At 65.4% G+C, this 14959-nt stretch carries 18 protein-coding genes and 1 pseudogene; 8 read left to right on the top strand and 11 right to left on the bottom strand.

All coding sequences use genetic code 11. The features are described from left to right. The first annotated feature begins 71 nt into the window (after window positions 1-71). The 3 genes from Q0627_RS16465 (at window position 72) to Q0627_RS16455 (ending at window position 2202) form a co-directional block, all read left to right on the top strand. Window positions 72-989, top strand: coding sequence for a LysR family transcriptional regulator (locus Q0627_RS16465; RefSeq protein ID WP_291015745.1), 918 nt, complete (start codon window positions 72-74; stop codon window positions 987-989). A gap of 107 nt (window positions 990-1096) precedes the next feature. Next, window positions 1097-1705 (top strand): putative immunity protein, encoded by a 609-nt coding sequence (locus Q0627_RS16460; RefSeq protein WP_333716292.1) that lies wholly within the window; start codon window positions 1097-1099, stop codon window positions 1703-1705. A 131-nt stretch (window positions 1706-1836) separates the two neighbouring features. Continuing rightward, entirely contained in the window at window positions 1837-2202 is a 366-nt protein-coding gene (locus Q0627_RS16455; protein WP_291015744.1) for a zinc ribbon domain-containing protein YjdM, read from the top strand. 9 nt (window positions 2203-2211) lie between these two features. Here the strand turns inward: Q0627_RS16455 and Q0627_RS16450 are convergent, their stop codons facing one another. From Q0627_RS16450 to Q0627_RS16435, 4 genes are all read right to left on the bottom strand, one after another. Beyond that, the gene (locus Q0627_RS16450; RefSeq protein ID WP_291015743.1) at window positions 2212-2466 is read right to left on the bottom strand and encodes a hypothetical protein; all 255 of its coding nucleotides are present in this window, start codon (window positions 2464-2466) and stop codon (window positions 2212-2214) included. 124 nt (window positions 2467-2590) lie between these two features. Continuing rightward, complete coding sequence (locus Q0627_RS16445; protein ID WP_291015741.1) at window positions 2591-3703, bottom strand: NDMA-dependent alcohol dehydrogenase; 1113 nt, start codon at window positions 3701-3703, stop codon at window positions 2591-2593. 46 nt (window positions 3704-3749) lie between these two features. After that, window positions 3750-5243, bottom strand: coding sequence for an aldehyde dehydrogenase family protein (locus Q0627_RS16440; protein ID WP_291015740.1), 1494 nt, complete (start codon window positions 5241-5243; stop codon window positions 3750-3752). A 107-nt stretch (window positions 5244-5350) separates the two neighbouring features. Continuing rightward, window positions 5351-6955 carry a helix-turn-helix domain-containing protein gene (locus Q0627_RS16435; RefSeq protein WP_291015739.1) on the bottom strand — a complete coding sequence of 535 codons (1605 nt, stop codon included), beginning with the start codon at window positions 6953-6955 and terminating at the stop codon, window positions 5351-5353. A gap of 111 nt (window positions 6956-7066) precedes the next feature. Here Q0627_RS16435 and Q0627_RS16430 point away from each other — a divergent pair, with 111 nt between their 5' ends. Together Q0627_RS16430 and Q0627_RS16425 are read left to right on the top strand one after the other, a co-directional pair. Continuing rightward, complete coding sequence (locus tag Q0627_RS16430) at window positions 7067-7285, top strand: type II toxin-antitoxin system VapB family antitoxin (protein WP_291015738.1); 219 nt, start codon at window positions 7067-7069, stop codon at window positions 7283-7285. Continuing rightward, the gene (locus Q0627_RS16425; protein WP_291015737.1) at window positions 7282-7695 is read left to right on the top strand and encodes a PIN domain-containing protein; all 414 of its coding nucleotides are present in this window, start codon (window positions 7282-7284) and stop codon (window positions 7693-7695) included. Before Q0627_RS16430 ends, Q0627_RS16425 begins: the two co-directional genes overlap by 4 nt. A 219-nt stretch (window positions 7696-7914) precedes the next feature. Here the strand turns inward: Q0627_RS16425 and Q0627_RS16420 are convergent, their stop codons facing one another. From Q0627_RS16420 to Q0627_RS16395, 7 genes and pseudogenes are all read right to left on the bottom strand, one after another. Then, window positions 7915-8343 (bottom strand): DUF1810 domain-containing protein, encoded by a 429-nt coding sequence (locus Q0627_RS16420; protein WP_291015736.1) that lies wholly within the window; start codon window positions 8341-8343, stop codon window positions 7915-7917. Between the two features lie 120 nt (window positions 8344-8463). Beyond that, a complete protein-coding gene (locus Q0627_RS16415) occupies window positions 8464-8988 on the bottom strand; it encodes an FAD-dependent monooxygenase (protein ID WP_291015735.1) in 525 nt (174 codons plus the stop codon). 119 nt (window positions 8989-9107) lie between these two features. Continuing rightward, a pseudogene (locus tag Q0627_RS22530) lies at window positions 9108-9578 on the bottom strand (FAD-dependent oxidoreductase); the annotation flags it as partial. A gap of 101 nt (window positions 9579-9679) precedes the next feature. Beyond that, on the bottom strand, window positions 9680-10117 hold the full coding sequence (locus Q0627_RS16410; RefSeq protein WP_291015734.1) for an ester cyclase: 438 nt from the start codon (window positions 10115-10117) through the stop codon (window positions 9680-9682). 31 nt (window positions 10118-10148) lie between these two features. Beyond that, window positions 10149-10895 carry a maleylpyruvate isomerase family mycothiol-dependent enzyme gene (locus Q0627_RS16405; RefSeq protein ID WP_291015733.1) on the bottom strand — a complete coding sequence of 249 codons (747 nt, stop codon included), beginning with the start codon at window positions 10893-10895 and terminating at the stop codon, window positions 10149-10151. Next, window positions 10892-11488, bottom strand: coding sequence for a TetR/AcrR family transcriptional regulator (locus Q0627_RS16400; RefSeq protein ID WP_298811470.1), 597 nt, complete (start codon window positions 11486-11488; stop codon window positions 10892-10894). The genes Q0627_RS16405 and Q0627_RS16400 overlap by 4 nt, the downstream gene beginning before the upstream one ends. An 84-nt stretch (window positions 11489-11572) precedes the next feature. Then, window positions 11573-12484, bottom strand: coding sequence for a sigma-70 family RNA polymerase sigma factor (locus Q0627_RS16395; protein WP_291015730.1), 912 nt, complete (start codon window positions 12482-12484; stop codon window positions 11573-11575). A gap of 76 nt (window positions 12485-12560) precedes the next feature. On the opposite strand from Q0627_RS16395, the gene wrbA reads away from it, so the two are divergent. The 3 genes from wrbA (at window position 12561) to Q0627_RS16380 (ending at window position 14945) form a co-directional block, all read left to right on the top strand. Beyond that, on the top strand, window positions 12561-13160 hold the full coding sequence (gene wrbA / locus Q0627_RS16390; RefSeq protein WP_291015728.1) for an NAD(P)H:quinone oxidoreductase: 600 nt from the start codon (window positions 12561-12563) through the stop codon (window positions 13158-13160). A 161-nt stretch (window positions 13161-13321) separates the two neighbouring features. Next, window positions 13322-14239 (top strand): triacylglycerol lipase, encoded by a 918-nt coding sequence (locus tag Q0627_RS16385; protein WP_291015726.1) that lies wholly within the window; start codon window positions 13322-13324, stop codon window positions 14237-14239. A gap of 67 nt (window positions 14240-14306) precedes the next feature. Then, window positions 14307-14945 (top strand): maleylpyruvate isomerase family mycothiol-dependent enzyme, encoded by a 639-nt coding sequence (locus Q0627_RS16380; RefSeq protein ID WP_291015724.1) that lies wholly within the window; start codon window positions 14307-14309, stop codon window positions 14943-14945. The last annotated feature ends 14 nt before the right edge of the window (window positions 14946-14959 follow it).

Raw genomic sequence — 14959 nt, 5'->3', positions numbered from 1 at the left:
GGACAGATGGATTAGACAGCACAACTGAAAATTTCTTACTAACATTTCAGTGGAGCTGTATTATTGTTCGGATGATTGATGTCCACAGGCTCCGGGTGTTCCGTGCCGTCATCGCCGAAGGTTCCATCGGCGGAGCGTCGGAGGCGTTGGGGTACACCGCATCCGCGGTCAGCCAGCACGTCAGCGCACTGCAACGAGAGCTCGGCCTGACGCTGGTCGAACGCAACGGTCGCGGGATTCGGCCCACCGAGGCCGGCCTTACCCTCGCCACGGGATCGGTGCGGGTCTTCGACGAGCTCGCCCGCGTCGAGGCGATGGTCTCCGACCTGCGCAACCACAGGTCCGGGCGGCTGAGCGTGGCCTACTTCGCGTCGGCCGGCGACGCGTGGATGCCCTCGATCGTGGCACAGATCCGCGACGAGTTCCCCGACATCCGGCTCGACCTGCGACTGATCGAATTGATGACCGCAGACCGCGAGTCCGCACCCGACATCGAGATCTGCGTCGACGACGATACGCCGGTGACACGAGCGGGATACCACAGTGTCCCGCTGCTCACCGATGAGTATGTGGCGGTGGTTCCGTCGGATTCGGGGTTCGGTGCGTGTGAGGAGGTGGTGCTGCGGGACCTGGTGTCGCTGCCCTGGATCGACAACGACGTGGCCCGCGGGATCTGCCGGGCCAATCTCTTGAAGGCTTGTACCGCAGCAGGATTCGCACCGGACTTCGCGGTGGAGGCCCACGACTTCCGCACTGCGATCCGATTTGTGGCCGCAGGTGTGGGACTGACCGTCGTACCCGGGCTGGCGGTGCGCGATCTCCCCGACGGCGTGCATGTCGTACGGATCTGCGATCCGACCCCCGTCCGGCAGATCGTGCTCCGCACGCGAAACGGTGTCCGCGGCGTTCCCGTTGCCGATCGAGTGATGGAGTTGCTTGTCGCCCAGGCGAATGCGATGGTCGGCGGGGCGGATGCCGGACTGCGTTGAGTCCGAAGGTGGCGATCACCACCGGGGGTGTGATGTCCGGATGCAGGCAGGTCGTGCGGAGCGGCTTGATGAGTGGAACTCCCGGATCGAACGGGGGACCCGTACATATGTCGACGGTGACGCGGCTGGAGACCGGCTTCGCGGTCCGATCCGACGAGGCGATCGCGGTGTGGCAGGCTCGTCAGATGGCATCGATTCAGGCTCTGAGCGATTCGGACCGCCGCACAGTTGCGCGCTGGGCGCTGGCTTGCGCTGAGCGAGTTGTTCCGCTGTTCGAAGCTGATCTATTGGCGCAGAATGATATTCAGGACGCGATCGCGCGTACTCGCGCCTACAGCGAAGGACGTGGTAGTACCGCCGAGGAGATCGGGAAGCGGATGATCGCGGTGAAGGCCGCAAAAGCCGCTACCACCCCCGCCGGTGCCGCGGCGGCGAGGGCGGTAGCCCAGGCTTCGGCCGTCGCTCACATGGGTGCGCATGCACTGGGTGCTGCGGCGTATGCGGTGAAGGCGGTCTCGTTGGCGAACAAGGATCAGCCGGAGCGGGTAGATGACGAGATCCTTTGGCAGATTGCGGATCTCAGGCCGAACGAACGTGCAGCGCTGCGACTGCTCCCACCTTTGGGGCAGGACCGGTCAGGTCCACTGGGTACCGGGCTTCTGTCGCAAGGGATTCTGGGGTCGACGATTCGTGAGATCCAGGCGCTGATTGGGTGAACGTCCATCCCGAAGCCAACAGCCTGGACAGACTATCGGGGACCTGCCAGTGCCAGTGAGCCGGGTCGGGCAACCGGCGGAATCACCGGTGACTACACGATCGGAGCAGGCAGTCGCTCTACGATGATGCGATGACCGATGAAGGCGGCACATTGCCACCCTGTCCACAATGCGCCGAGCCGTATGCCTATGAGCAGGGGCCGCTGCTCGTGTGCCCGATGTGTGGGCACGAATGGACGCCCGGCGAGAGCGAAGGTACCGACTCCGGGGCCGGTGACATCAAGGATTCGGTCGGCAACCCTCTCGCCGACGGCGACACCGTGACCGTCGTCAAGACCGTGAAGGTCAAGGGGGGTGGCGGTGGTGTCATCAAGATCGGCACCAAGGTGAAGGGGATCCGGCTCATCGCCGACGGCGTCGGCGACCACGACATCGACGCCAACGTCCCCGGGTTCGGTCGCATGCAACTCAAGTCGAGTGTGGTCAAGAAGGGCTGAGGGCCCGGATCACCTTCTTGCAGTGTGAGTTTGCTGCTGGTCCCGTTTTCCGGGATCAACAGCAAAATCAACGATCCGCGCGGCCGTCGTGTAGGCGAGCAGCTGGTAGTAGTCGCTGCTGCGTCCACGGCCGCTGTCGGTCAGCTTGTACTTGATGTACCCGACATAGCGGACCTGCCCCTCACGCAGGTCACGGAAGACGAGGTCCGGATACATCGCCACCTGGTTGCCCGCTCCCAGATACTCGGTCGGCTCATCGATCACATTGAGACGTCCACGCAGCTCCCGCCGGAGGCGCTCGCATCGGTGCGTGCGGCACAACGAATGAAATGTTGCTGTTAGTTCCGGATTTCGGAACTAACAGCAACATTTGCGGGTTTGCCGACAGTCAGTCCGCGTGCACGATGACTCCACGGATGTTCTTACCTGCGCGCAGGTCCTCGTAGCCCTCGTTGACCTGCTCCAGGCTGTACTTGGTAGTGATCAGCTCGTCGAGCTTGAGCTGACCGGCGTCGTAGAGACGTAGCAGCCGGACGATGTCGTACTGCGGGTTCATCGAACCGAACAGTGTGCCCATGATGGTCTTCTGGTTCAGTGTCAGATCGCAGCCCGAGACGTGCACGGTCAGCTTCGTCGGATCGGCCAGACCGGTGATCACCACCCTTCCGCCCTTGCCGATCACCGCGGTCGCGGCCGACACCACGGCCTCGTCGACGGTGCCTACCAGGATCAGGGCAGCGTCGGCGCCCTGTCCCCAGGTCAGTTCGGTGACTTTGGTCTGGGCTTCCTCTGCGGTCGCAAAGGCATGTGTCGCACCGAATTTAAGCGCCTGGTCGCGTTTCATCTCCACCGGGTCGACGACGACGACGTACTTGCATCCGGACGCCACCGCACCCTGGACGGCGTTGATGCCCAGGCCGCCGATCCCGTAGATGACGGCGGTGTCGCCGGCTCGCAGGTTTCCGGCCGTGGTCGCCGTTCCCCAGCCCGACGGCACACCGCAGCCGACCAGCACAGCGGTCTCCAAAGGTAGCCAGTCGTCCACCTTGACCACTGAATGCTGGGAGATCGTCGCATACTCGGAGAAGGTGCCGAGCATGCACATGGCGCCGAAATCCTGGCCGTTGCCGTGGAATCGGAAGCTGCCGTCGGGCATGGAGCCCTCCAGGATCGTCGCTCCCATGTCGCACAGGTTCTGCCGTCCGGTCGAACAGTACCGACAGGTGCCGCAGTTCGGAATGAAGCTGCACACCACGTGGTCACCGGGCTTCACCTTGCCCACCCCGGGCCCGACTTCCTGGATGATCCCGGATCCTTCGTGCCCGCCGACGATCGGATAGCGCGGCGGCAGGTCGCCGTCGGTCAGGTGCAGATCCGAGTGGCACAGTCCTGCGGCGGTGTATTTGATCAGAACCTCGCCGACTCCGGGTGCGTCGAGGTCGAGTTCCATCAATTCGAATGGCTTACCTGGTTCGAGGAGTACTGCGGCCTTGGTCTTCATTTCTCTCCTTTGAGATGGTGTGGGTATGTGTGGGTGAATATCGCACCTACAGTGCGATATTCACGGCCTTTACCTGCGTGTAGAGATCGATCGCGGAGTCGCCGAGTTCCCGGCCCCAGCCCGACTGTTTGAAACCGCCGAAGGGCAGCGCGGTGTCGAAGCCGTTGTACTGGTTGACCCACACCGAACCGGCTTGCACGGCGGCGGCGGTGCGATGCGCTTTCGACAGGTCCTTGGTCCAGATCCCGGCGGCCAGGCCGTAGATCGATTTGTTGGCGGCCGCTGCGATGTCTTCTTCGTCGTCGAACGGAAGTGCGGCCACCACCGGGCCGAAGATCTCTTCGTCGACCACGGAGAATCCGGGTTCGACGTCGACGAAGACGGTCGGCTCGATGAAGTAGCCGCTCTCGCCCCAGCGTTTTCCGCCGGTGAGTGCACGTCCGCCGTCGGCCAGCCCCGCTTCGATGTATCCGCTGACCCTGTCGAACTGCTCCTGAGACACCAACGGGCCGAGTTCTGTCGTCGGGTCGAGTCCCGGTCCGATCTTGGCCTGGGCGGCGGCATCGGCGACGGCCTGGGTGAAGTCGTCGAAAATATCGCGCTGCACGAACATTCGGGTTCCGGCCACGCAGCACTGACCGTGGTTGAACATCCAGGCCGCGACCGAACCGGCGACAGCGGCTTCCAGATCGGCGTCCGCGAACACGATGTTGGGGCTCTTGCCGCCCAGTTCGAGGGTCACCTTCTTCAGGTTCCCGGTCGCGGCGTGCACGATCTTCTTGCCCACCTCGGTGGACCCGGTGAAGGCCACTTTGTCGACGTCGAGGTGCGCGGCCAGGGCTGCACCCGCGTCACCGAAGCCGGGAACGATGTTCACCACCCCGGGCGGGAATCCTGCTTCCTCGAAGATCTCGCCGAGTAGCAGCGCACTCAGTGGCGTCTGCTCGGCGGGTTTGAGCACGACGGTGTTTCCTGCGGCGAGCGCGGGCGCCAACTTCCAAGTCGCCATCAGGATCGGGAAGTTCCAGGGGACGATCTGGCCGCACACGCCGAGTGCTTCGCGGCGGGTGTAGGCGTGAAATTGGCCGCCGGGCGCGAACGGCATCGACGGGTTCACCGAGGTGCCGGTGATCTTGGTGGTCAGTCCGGCGTTGTACCGCCACACGTCTGCCGACCAACCGACGTCGACGGCTGTCGCGATCGCCACGGATTTGCCGTTGTCAAGCGCCTCGAGCTGGCCGAAGATCTCAGCACGCTCGGACAGGAGATCGCCGACCCGCCAGATCAGGCGTTCGCGCTCGTTCGGCTTCATCCGGGACCATGGCCCCTCGAATGCGGCCCGCGCCGCGGTGACCGCGGCGTCGATATCGGCGGCCTCACCCATGGCGACACGGGTGATCAGGTTTCCGGTCGCCGGATCGTGGGTCTCGAAGGTCTTCCCGGATACCGCGTCGACCCAGCGCCCGCCGATCAGCATCTTGCGATCGGCGGCGACAAATTCGGCAACGGCGGGATGTAGGGCAGGGACGGTACTGGTCATCTGTGCTCCTGAGGACGGGCAACGATCTGTGATATCCGCCACGTTGGCGTATGTCATTTCTCGCATGGATCCCAGGCACCGGCATGTGCAGAATCTGGACAGTGCAGTCAGCTTCGTATGTCGAGTGCCCGCATTCGCGTGTAAAGGGTGGTGCGGCTGATGCCGAGGGCTTTGGCGGCCCGGCTCTTGTTTCTGTCGGCCGCGTCGAGGGCGCTGATGATCGCCTGCCGCTCGGCTCGTTCGCGGCCGAGCAGTCTGCCGACCCGCGTCGGTGTGCGGTGGCTATCGGGCAGGTCGGCGCCCGACACCTGGCGATCGCCGCGGCGCAGCGTCGCAGCCGCGGCCTGTTGCAGGACGATTCGCAGTTCGGTCAGGTTGCCGGGCCACTCCTGCGTCACCAGGCAATCAGCCGCATCGGCGTTCAGGGTCAGCCGGTCGTCGATGCCGGCGAGGAGTTGCTGAACCGTTGCGGCGAGTTCGGTTTCGCGTCTGCGCAGCGGTGCGAGGTCCACCCGGACGCCGCAGCAGGCGACGACTGCGGCGGCCGCGGCGGTGAGCTCGCCGGGTGGACCGGAAACGAGCACAAGCGGGGGCTGTTCTGGCGCCGCGGTGGTGACCGCGGTTCGCAGGAGCGCCAGCGATCTCCCGTCGAGGAAGTCGATTCCATCGATGACGAGCGGTCGTCCGGCGGTGCGCGCATGCCGTAGCAGCACGGGGACGTTCGGTGCCCTCCCGTCGAGGAGTCCGGCGGCGACGTCCACATAGATAGCATCGCCGGCCAGCATCCGTGCCCGCGTGGTGCGCCCGGTGCCCGATTCGCCACAGACCGCGGTGGTCGGAGAACCCTTGGCGTGCACGGCGAAACCGGCTGCGGACATCACGTCGTGATCGGCGGGGCGGAGCATGAAGACCGCTGCGTGAGTCACCCCGGGGACGCGCTGGACGAGGACCTCCATGGTGACACCGGAAACCAGCGTCACCGTCTCCGGTGCGAACGCTTCGGCCGCAAGTAGACGTAACGTGGCAAAATCACCGGGGCCCAGGAACTGTGCCGCCAAGCTGTTGGTCAGTTGGACGTCGTGTCCGACGGCGGCCACCCCCGCATCCCGCCGCATGCAAGCACGTTCGAACGCGGCGATCACCGTCCGGTTGTCGGCTCGCGAGCGGTCGAGGAGGCGTTCGGCTATATCGTCGACCACGCCGTGAATGAGCGGGACCGACAGTGGATTCATGCGGTCGGCGATCTCTGTCATGCAGATGGTGCCGGCGAGTCTGCGGGTGGCCGGATGAATGATCGGCCGGCCGAAACAGCTCATGATCCGGAACTGTTCGAGATAGTGTTCGCCGCTGTTGATCACCACGTCGCTGCGCACCTCGGCGGTGGTTCCGAGTGCGGTCGTACCCATGGTGGTCTCCTGGAAGTCGGCGCCGGTCACGGCGCCGGCCGCGGTCAGCAGACCTTCGAGCGTTGCGTCGCTGGTGACCCGAGTCACCAGTCGGCAGCCCGCGTCCACCAGTAGCAGCGCGGTGGAGGTGCCCGACAACGCTTCGGCGGCACGCGCCAGCACCGGGCGGGCGGCGTCGAGCAACGGGTCGGCGGCGGCGACGTCGGCCAGCGATGGTTCGGGGCGCACATCCTCTACCAGCCCGGCATGTCGTGAGCGGCGCCAGGACGCGGCGATGACGGGGCGTTGCGGCGAGGAGACGGCCATGTCTCCTACAGTGACATGAATCACTGGTATGGGCTTCCGGTTCAAGAACAGAAGCCAACTCACTCCTCAGCTACTATATAATTCGATATATAGCATGTCAGGAGGTGTGATGTGGCTGTGACGAGTGTTGATCTGGACCCGGCTTTGATCGAGCGGGCCAGAGAGCTGACCGGCGAGCGTTCGAACCGGGCCGTGCTCGACCTTGCGCTCAGGAGGCTCATCGCGTCAAAGCAGAAGGGTGCCATGATCGCGGGGATCGCCGGTCTCGACAACTTGGCGGAAGAGCTTGGGGCGCCGGTGGTTTCGCCAGGTGAGTCCGGCGATCGATGACCGACTACCTCGTCGACAACTCCGTCTGGGCGAGATTGGCCACCGGTGACCCGGCGATCACGGATCGGTTGCGGCGTATCGAGCGCGCACCCGCCGACTTGTTCGTCACCTGCCCGCCGCAGGTCCTGGAGTTTTGCCACAGCGCCCGTACGCCCGAGGATCACGCTCACTACCGTGAGCAGATCTCATTGGGGTTCCCCTTGGAACGCGCCCCTGACGAGTCCCTGGTGCTCGATATCCAGAGCGCGCTGTGGAATGCCGGCATGGTTCGCGCAGCCGGTTCGGTGGATATCCTCATCGCGGGGTACGCCATCGTGAACGATGTGACAGTCCTGGCGGCGGACCATGACTTCGGCTACATAGCGCGGGTGACGGACTTGCAGTTCGAGTATGTCGCCCCGACCGTATGACTCGTCCATCCGGGAGAGGTGCTTATCGCATGAATGAGACCGCCACGATCCTTCGGCTCTTGAAGAAAGGTTCATCGACCAGGCTGCTTTCGATACCCACCAGCGGCGCGTCGCCGGCAGTGAGTGGGGCAGAGCGACTGTGGGAATCGAACGCGACTACACGATCCGGACGGAAGGCTGACGCGCGACCGACGCTACGCCGGGCTGTGACGTGCGGATCTACTTTGCTGGTTGGTTGAGGAGTTCGAGTGTGCGGTGGTCGCGGTCGCCGTCGAAGTAGCGGTCGAGTACGCGGCCGAAGACGTCGCCGGTGGTCACGGCGTCGAAGAGCGTCATCGACGACCGGAGTTTCCTGGTGTCGATGTCTCCGAGGACGGCGTCGATCTCGGTGCCCTCCGGGAGTGCCAGGAGGAGTTCGCAGGCGTGGATGAGCCGTGGTCCGAGGACATCGTGTGCTGCGAACGCCCGGGCCTCCGCGGCCCCGTCGAGGCCGTACTCTTGGGCCGTCCAGGACCGTCCGAGCGCTGCGAGCTGCGGGAAGATCCACCACATCCAGTGGGTGTCCTTGCGCCCGGCCGCGAGTTCGGCCTTGACCTGGTCCCAGACATGGTCATGCGGTGCGACGAACCGCTCGATCCGGTCACTCATCGTCCCAAGATACTCGCAGTTGTGACTGCCTGACTTTGCCGCCGATCTCGGGTTCCGGGACCAACCGCAAGCTCGACGGGGAACCCTCAGCGTAGGCGCCGTTCGTCCGTTCCTGCGTTGTCAAGGTGACGTCCACTTTGCCACCCGCGCGGCGGATCTCGACACGATCGCCGGTGGCGTGGCGCGTAGGAGGGAGTTGCGCAGGTGCACGGCGACCGAGTTCGCCGCCTGCGCGGCCTTCCCCATCAACCTCGATTGCCGCCACAGTGTGCGCGTCCGGGCGCGGCGGATCCTGTCGTGGCGGGCGAGTGCGGCGGTGATGTCGCCGGAGCGCAGGAGCAGTACCAGCGTGGCGGCGTCCTCGATGGCCTGGCCTGCGCCTTGGCCCAGATTCGGGGTCATCGCGTGTGCGGCGTCGCCGAGGAGGACCGTCCGGTTTCGGACGAAGGTCGACGGCATTTTGGCGAGGTCGTAGATGTCGTGCCGCAGAATCGATTCGGCCGGGGTGTTGTCGATGCATTCGCGGATCGGTGGATACCAGGTGCCGAATCGGTCGAGCACCGCCGTCTTCTCGTCGGCCTCGTGGCCGCCCTCGGGAGTGGATTCGGTGGCGAACCAATACATTTGGTTGTCGGGCAGGGGCACGATCCCGAATACCCGGCCGGGGCCCCACGTCTCGCCGGCCCCCCGAGTGACATCGGGTGTTCGGTGACACCCCGCCACGCGGTGTAGCCGCAATAGTGCAGGCCGCTGTCGATGCCGAGTAGGCGGCGCGACCGGCTTCGGAGGCCGTCGGCGGCGACCACCAGATCGAACCGTTCGGTATCACCGTCGACGGTGATCGTGGGGGAACCGTCGGAGGGCACCTCGGCCGCCTGTCCCAGATGGAGTGCGCCGGTGGGCAATGCGTCAATGAGGGTGCGGTGCAGGGCGGAACGATGAAGGCTGCGGATACTCGGCACCATCGCCGACGGCATCGAGACCAGCCACCTACCCGACGGCAACCGCTGCCCGGAGCACATACCCGCGACGGCATCGCTACTCACGGCCCGCACACGATCGCCGAGGCCGATGGCGTCGAATGCGTCGATCGAATTGCCGAACAGCGTCAGGCCGGCCCCGGCTGCGGCCGGATCGGTTCGTTGCTCGAAGACGGTGACATCGTGGCCATCGTTCGACAGGCCAGCCGCAACCGTCAGACCGCCGATGCCGGCGCCGATCACGCCTATCCGCATATGCACTCCTTCGTGTGCTGCCACCTTAGCCGCGAGGTAGTCAGTCAGGAACCTCCTTCACGCTCAACGATTTTCCGAGCGTTAAGTACCCCGCGATCGGTTCATGCGGACGCAGGTGCCGGGAGGACACCGAGTTGGGTGAGTAGGCCTGCGACGTCCATGAGCATTCGACTCTCGACGAAGATCGAGTCACGGTAGCGGTCGACGGTCCAGGCACTGACGGTGACGGTGCGTCCGGTGGCCGGAATGCCCATGAAGTCGCCCTTGTGCGTGCCGGTCCAGGTGGAGACGCCCAGCACGCGGTCGTCCTCGACGAGCATGTCATCGATCGTCCAGCGCAGGTCGGGGAAGGCCGTGAACATCATGGTGAGGGCGCCGGCGAGACCGTCGCGGCCGGGGCCCTGCCCGGGTAGCGGAACCAGTTCGACGAAGTCTTCGGCGACCAGTTCGACGAGTGCTCCGTCGAGATCGCGGGCGTTGATGACGTCGTCGACGAACCGGTGAGCCAGATATCTGAGATCGGTTGCGGTGGTGGTCATGTCGATTCCTTTCGAGGGGGTGGAGAGCGAGTCAGAGGGGTAGGGGATTGGCGAGAACGCCGGTGCCGGGCAGCCTGCCGGCGAGGGTGCGGATGAAATCGAGTGCGTCGATCTCGATGTGCTCGCCGTCGACGCCATGCGAGAAGGTGCCGCCGGCGGGTCCGGTCAGCTGCAGTTCGAACGGTGCGCCGTGCACGTCGGCCCACTCGCCGACGATGTCGGCGACCAGGCGACCGTCGTGGTCGGGGTCGAGGTCCATGGGACGGCCGATCGCTGCGTGGATGTCGATTCGGTGGGCCCAGGTGTCACGGGTGAAACCGACCTCAAGCAGGTAGTTGACCGGCTTCCAGCCGATCGGTTCACCGATCGGCACCGGCACGTATCGCATGGGCAGGGGGGTACCGAAGCGACCTTTGACCGCCCGTGGACCGATCGTCTGAAGCTGCTCGACCACTTGGGAATTGGTGAGTTCTGCTCGTTCCCGGATCTGGAGCTCATTGAGGCCGTCGACCCAGTGGTGCGCGTCGATCTCCTTGTTGAGTGGGAGGCCGTGGCGCAGTTGGTGGGCGAAGACCAGCGGGGATACTTGCGCGTCGGCCGAGCCCAGGACATGCAGAACCATCGCGCGGACGTCCCAGCCGACGCAGTCGGTGTCGGTGGCCCACTCGTCGGGAGTCAGTGAGGCGGTCAGGTCGGCGAACCTGTCGAACTCGGCCAAGGCGAGGGTGCGGGCTTCGGAGCGGTTGATCCGCGTGACTCCGGAGGTGGTGGCATTCATGGCGTGCTCCTTGTGTTGGTGGCGGAGATGGCGTTGTCGACCAGGAGGTCGGTCATCCGGTCGAGGTGCTGTAGCCAGCGGGTTCCGCCCGGATCATTGGACAGTTGGGCGTCGATGAGGCCGGCGGTCATGGCGACGAGGCAGTCGACGTCGCCGGGGTCGGTGACGCCCGCCGCGGACATGATTGCGACCATCCTGCTCAGGACGTCCTGCGCGATCGCATACGACGGGGCACTCGGCTCGAATCCGGGAATGACCCGCGTGAAGAGCAACGAGTACCGGGCCGCGTCGGACACTGCGAAGTCGGCGAATGCCTTCAGTGCGGTCTTGAGTGCGGCCCGTGGGTCGGCCGGCAACTCCAGGGCGGACAGCACCGCGACCAACTGCCGGTTGCCGTCGGCGAACATGTCGTCGTAAAGGGCGTTCTTGGAGTCGAAGTACGCATAGAGCGACGGCTGCCGCATACCGACGGCCTTGGCCAGGTCCCGCATCGAGACCTGCGTGATGCCGTCTCGTCGCGCGAGATCCCAGGCCGCTTCGACGATGAGCGCGACCTTGGCCTCCCGCCGCTGCTGGACCTTGCTGACTGTCACCACGACTACACCTTCACTATCGCTGATAGTGTTAGAGACTATCACTGATAGGTATATTTGCCTATCGGTGATAGCTTGTCAAGGTCATGATGGCGCGGCGATGCGGAAATCGGTCAGCCGCGCGGGGTCGAGGACGACGTCCATGCGGACGATCCGGCCGTCGCTGATGGCGAGCGCGCCGACGCTGTAGACGGCGCCATCACGGTAGGCGATCCAGCCGGGCCACCCATTGATGAGTGCGGATCGTGCGTCGGTGTAGTTGGACGAGAATTCCCGGGCCCGGCCGGCGACGGATTCGGCACCCCGGATCTCGACAACCGGTTGACCGGCGATCGCGATTCTTTCGACGATCTGCGGGTCGAGCAGGTCCACGAGGGCGGCGACGTCGCCGCCTTTCGCCGCGGTGAGGAAGGCGTCGACAACGCTCTGTTCGGTGGCCGGCATCGCCGATTCGATGTGGCCGGGATCAGTGTGCCGAATGCGTCCACGGCCACGACTGGCGAGTGCCCGGGCGGCCTCCGGCGTCCGATTGAGCACCCTGCCGATCTCGGAATAGGGGAATCCGAAGGCGTCGTGGAGCAGGTAGGCGACCCGTTCGGCCGGCGTCATCGTGTCGATGACGATCTGCAGCGCCGAGCCGACGGTTTCTGCCAGCAGTACGTCGATGGCCGGATCCGGCTGATGCAGAGGATCATTCGATTCGGCGATCTGATCCAGGGGCATCTCGCGGCGGGTCGAGCGGGACCGCAGCAGATTGAGCCCGATCCGCCCGACCGTCGTCATCAGCCATGCTTCAAGGTTGTCGATCGACGCTCGGTCGGTGCGCTGGAGCCGTACCCACGCCTCCTGCACGGCGTCGTCGGCATCCGCGTCCGAGGTGAGCAGCCGCCGGGCGACGGCATTCATCTTCGGCCGGTGCTGCTCGAACTCCGCCGCGATGTCGTCGTACATCTCCACATCTCCTAGACCCGGGCCGCCCGCCGAACGTGACGTCACGTTTTCCTGCCCCCGCGGGTCTGGTTGTCGAAGGGGCAATCGGCCCCCACTCTACGAGAGAAGGAACGTCGACCCGATGAGCAATATCGCCGTCATCTACTACTCCGCGACCGGCAACGTGTACCGGCTCGCCCAGGCTGTCGCCGAAGGAGCCGCCGACGCCGGCGCCGAGGTCAGGCTACTGCGCGTGGCGGAAACCGCACCCGCGGCAGCAATCGATTCCCGGCCCGAGTGGCGTGCCCACGTCGACGCGACCGCCGACGTACCCGTCGCCACCAACGACGACCTGCGGTGGGCCGACGGCCTCGCGTTCGGCACCCCGACCCGGTTCGGCAACGTCAGTGCGCAACTCAAACAGTTCCTCGACAGCACGGGTCCGCTGTGGATGGCCGGTGAGTTGCCGAACCGGACCGCGACAGCGTTCACCAGCACGGGCACCCTGCACGGGGGCGCCGAGGCGACGATCCTCTCGCTGTACCAGACGATGTTCCACTGGGGGTCCATCGTGGTGGCACCCGGCTACACCCAGCCCGACACCCCCGGCGGTGGCCAGGCGCCCTACGGTGTCGCGCACACCGCAGGCAACGGACTGCCCGACGAGGCCGTCCTGGCCGCCGCCAGGCATCAGGGTTTGCGCCTCGGCATCTACACCGAGCGGCTCGTCGCGTCCGACTAGCCTGCCGCCGCGGGTGATCGGTCGAGTGTGCGGTTGATCCCGGAAATCGGGATCAACCGCACACTCGGCGTCCTGGGACCTACTCGTCGACACATCGGGCGACCACGCTAGCGTGTGACCATCGGTCGGCCGTCGACCGTGGCAAGGGGGAGGTACCGATCATGAAGAGACTCACGAGGATCAGATGCTGGTCCGTTGTCGCGGCCGTCGCCGCGGTCTGCGGCCTCGGCATGACCGGTGCGGGCGGCGCGGCCGCGCAACCGTCGTACAGCTATCTCGACGGATTGGCGGCGCAATTGACCGCACCGGGGCCGCCGCCGGGCGCCAACGACTGGAAATGCCGCCCCGACGCCGCCCATCCGAATCCTGTTGTCCTGCTGCACGGACTCAGCAACGACACCATCACCTGGAACACCCTGTCACCGGCCCTGGCCGACGCGGGCTACTGCGTGTTCACCACCACCTACGGCCGCGACTGGCTCGGTCCGATAGGCGCTGTCACATCGGTACAGGAGAGCGCACGTCAGATCGCCGCGTTCATCGACCGGGTACGCGCGGCCACCGGCGTGTCGAAAGTCGACCTGGTCGGGCATTCGATGGGCGGGGCAATCGGGTTCTACTACCTCAACCACCTGGACGGCATTCCGAAGGTCGACGACTACATCGCCCTCGCCTCGCCTCTGCACGGCACGGATATGAGCGGGGTACAGACGGCCTTTGCCGACATCCTGGGCATCCCGGCGATCGAGCGAAAGTGCGGCGGGCCATGCCAGGTGGGCGTCGGTTCGCCGTTCCTGCGGGTGATCAATCCCGATCCCGCGATCGCCCCCGCGATCAAGTTCACGACGATCGTGACCCGGTACGACCAGATCGCCACGCCGTACACCACCGGCATGCTGCGCGGTCCCAATGTCCGCAACGTCGTGGTGCAGGATCGTTGTGCCACCGACTACACCGAACACGCCGAACTGACCGCTGACCCGATCGCTGTGCGCGAGGTGCTCAACGCGTTGCGTCCGGCAACCGCAGTACGTCCCCGCTGCACCACTGTTCTGCCGTTCATCGGGCCGATCCGCTGAGGTTTGCGGTCGACTGCCACCTCAGCGTGTCCGGAACTGGACGCCGGTATGGGGGCATACTTGCCCGATGAAGGTGGCCTTTCGTTTCAGCGTCGCGAGTCTCGTCGTCGAGGAGCGTCGTGAATGGGCGTCGTTCCTGCGTACCTTGTCCAAGGAACAGTGGGATCGGCCGTCACTGTGTGATGGTTGGACGGTGCGTGATGTCGTCGCCCATGCGGTCAGTTATGAGGAGGCCGCGCCGCTGACCGTTGCCGGGCGTTTTGTGCGCGGCGGGCTGCGGCTTTCCGGCGCCAACGCGGTGGCCCTCCGTGAGCGGGGGCCGGTGCCGTCGGCCGTGCTCATCGACGAACTCGAACGCAATCTTCGGCCGCGCGGTCTTACCCGAATGTTCGGCAGCCGCATCGCACTGCTCGACGCGCTGGTCCACAATCAGGACATCCGGCGCCCGCTCGGTCTGCCTCGTGCGATTCCGGCGGAGCGCTTGGTTCCGTGCCTGAATTTCGCTCGGGTCGCACCGCCGATCGCCGCCTACCCGCGTATTCGTGGTCTTCGGATGACGGCCACCGATATCGACTGGTCGGCAGGCCGTGGCCCGGTGGTGAGCGGGCCCGCGGAAAGTCTGCTCATGGCGATCGCGGGTCGGCGTACCGATTACGACGATCTCGCCGGACCTGGCAAGACCACGCTCCTATCTCGTATCGGGTGAGTCGTTGAGGTTGC

This window comes from uncultured Gordonia sp., from assembly GCF_937858515.1.
Lineage (GTDB): Bacteria > Actinomycetota > Actinomycetes > Mycobacteriales > Mycobacteriaceae > Gordonia.
The sequence above is the reverse complement of the archived record's forward strand: the minus strand, read 5'-3'. Positions and strand labels throughout refer to the sequence as shown.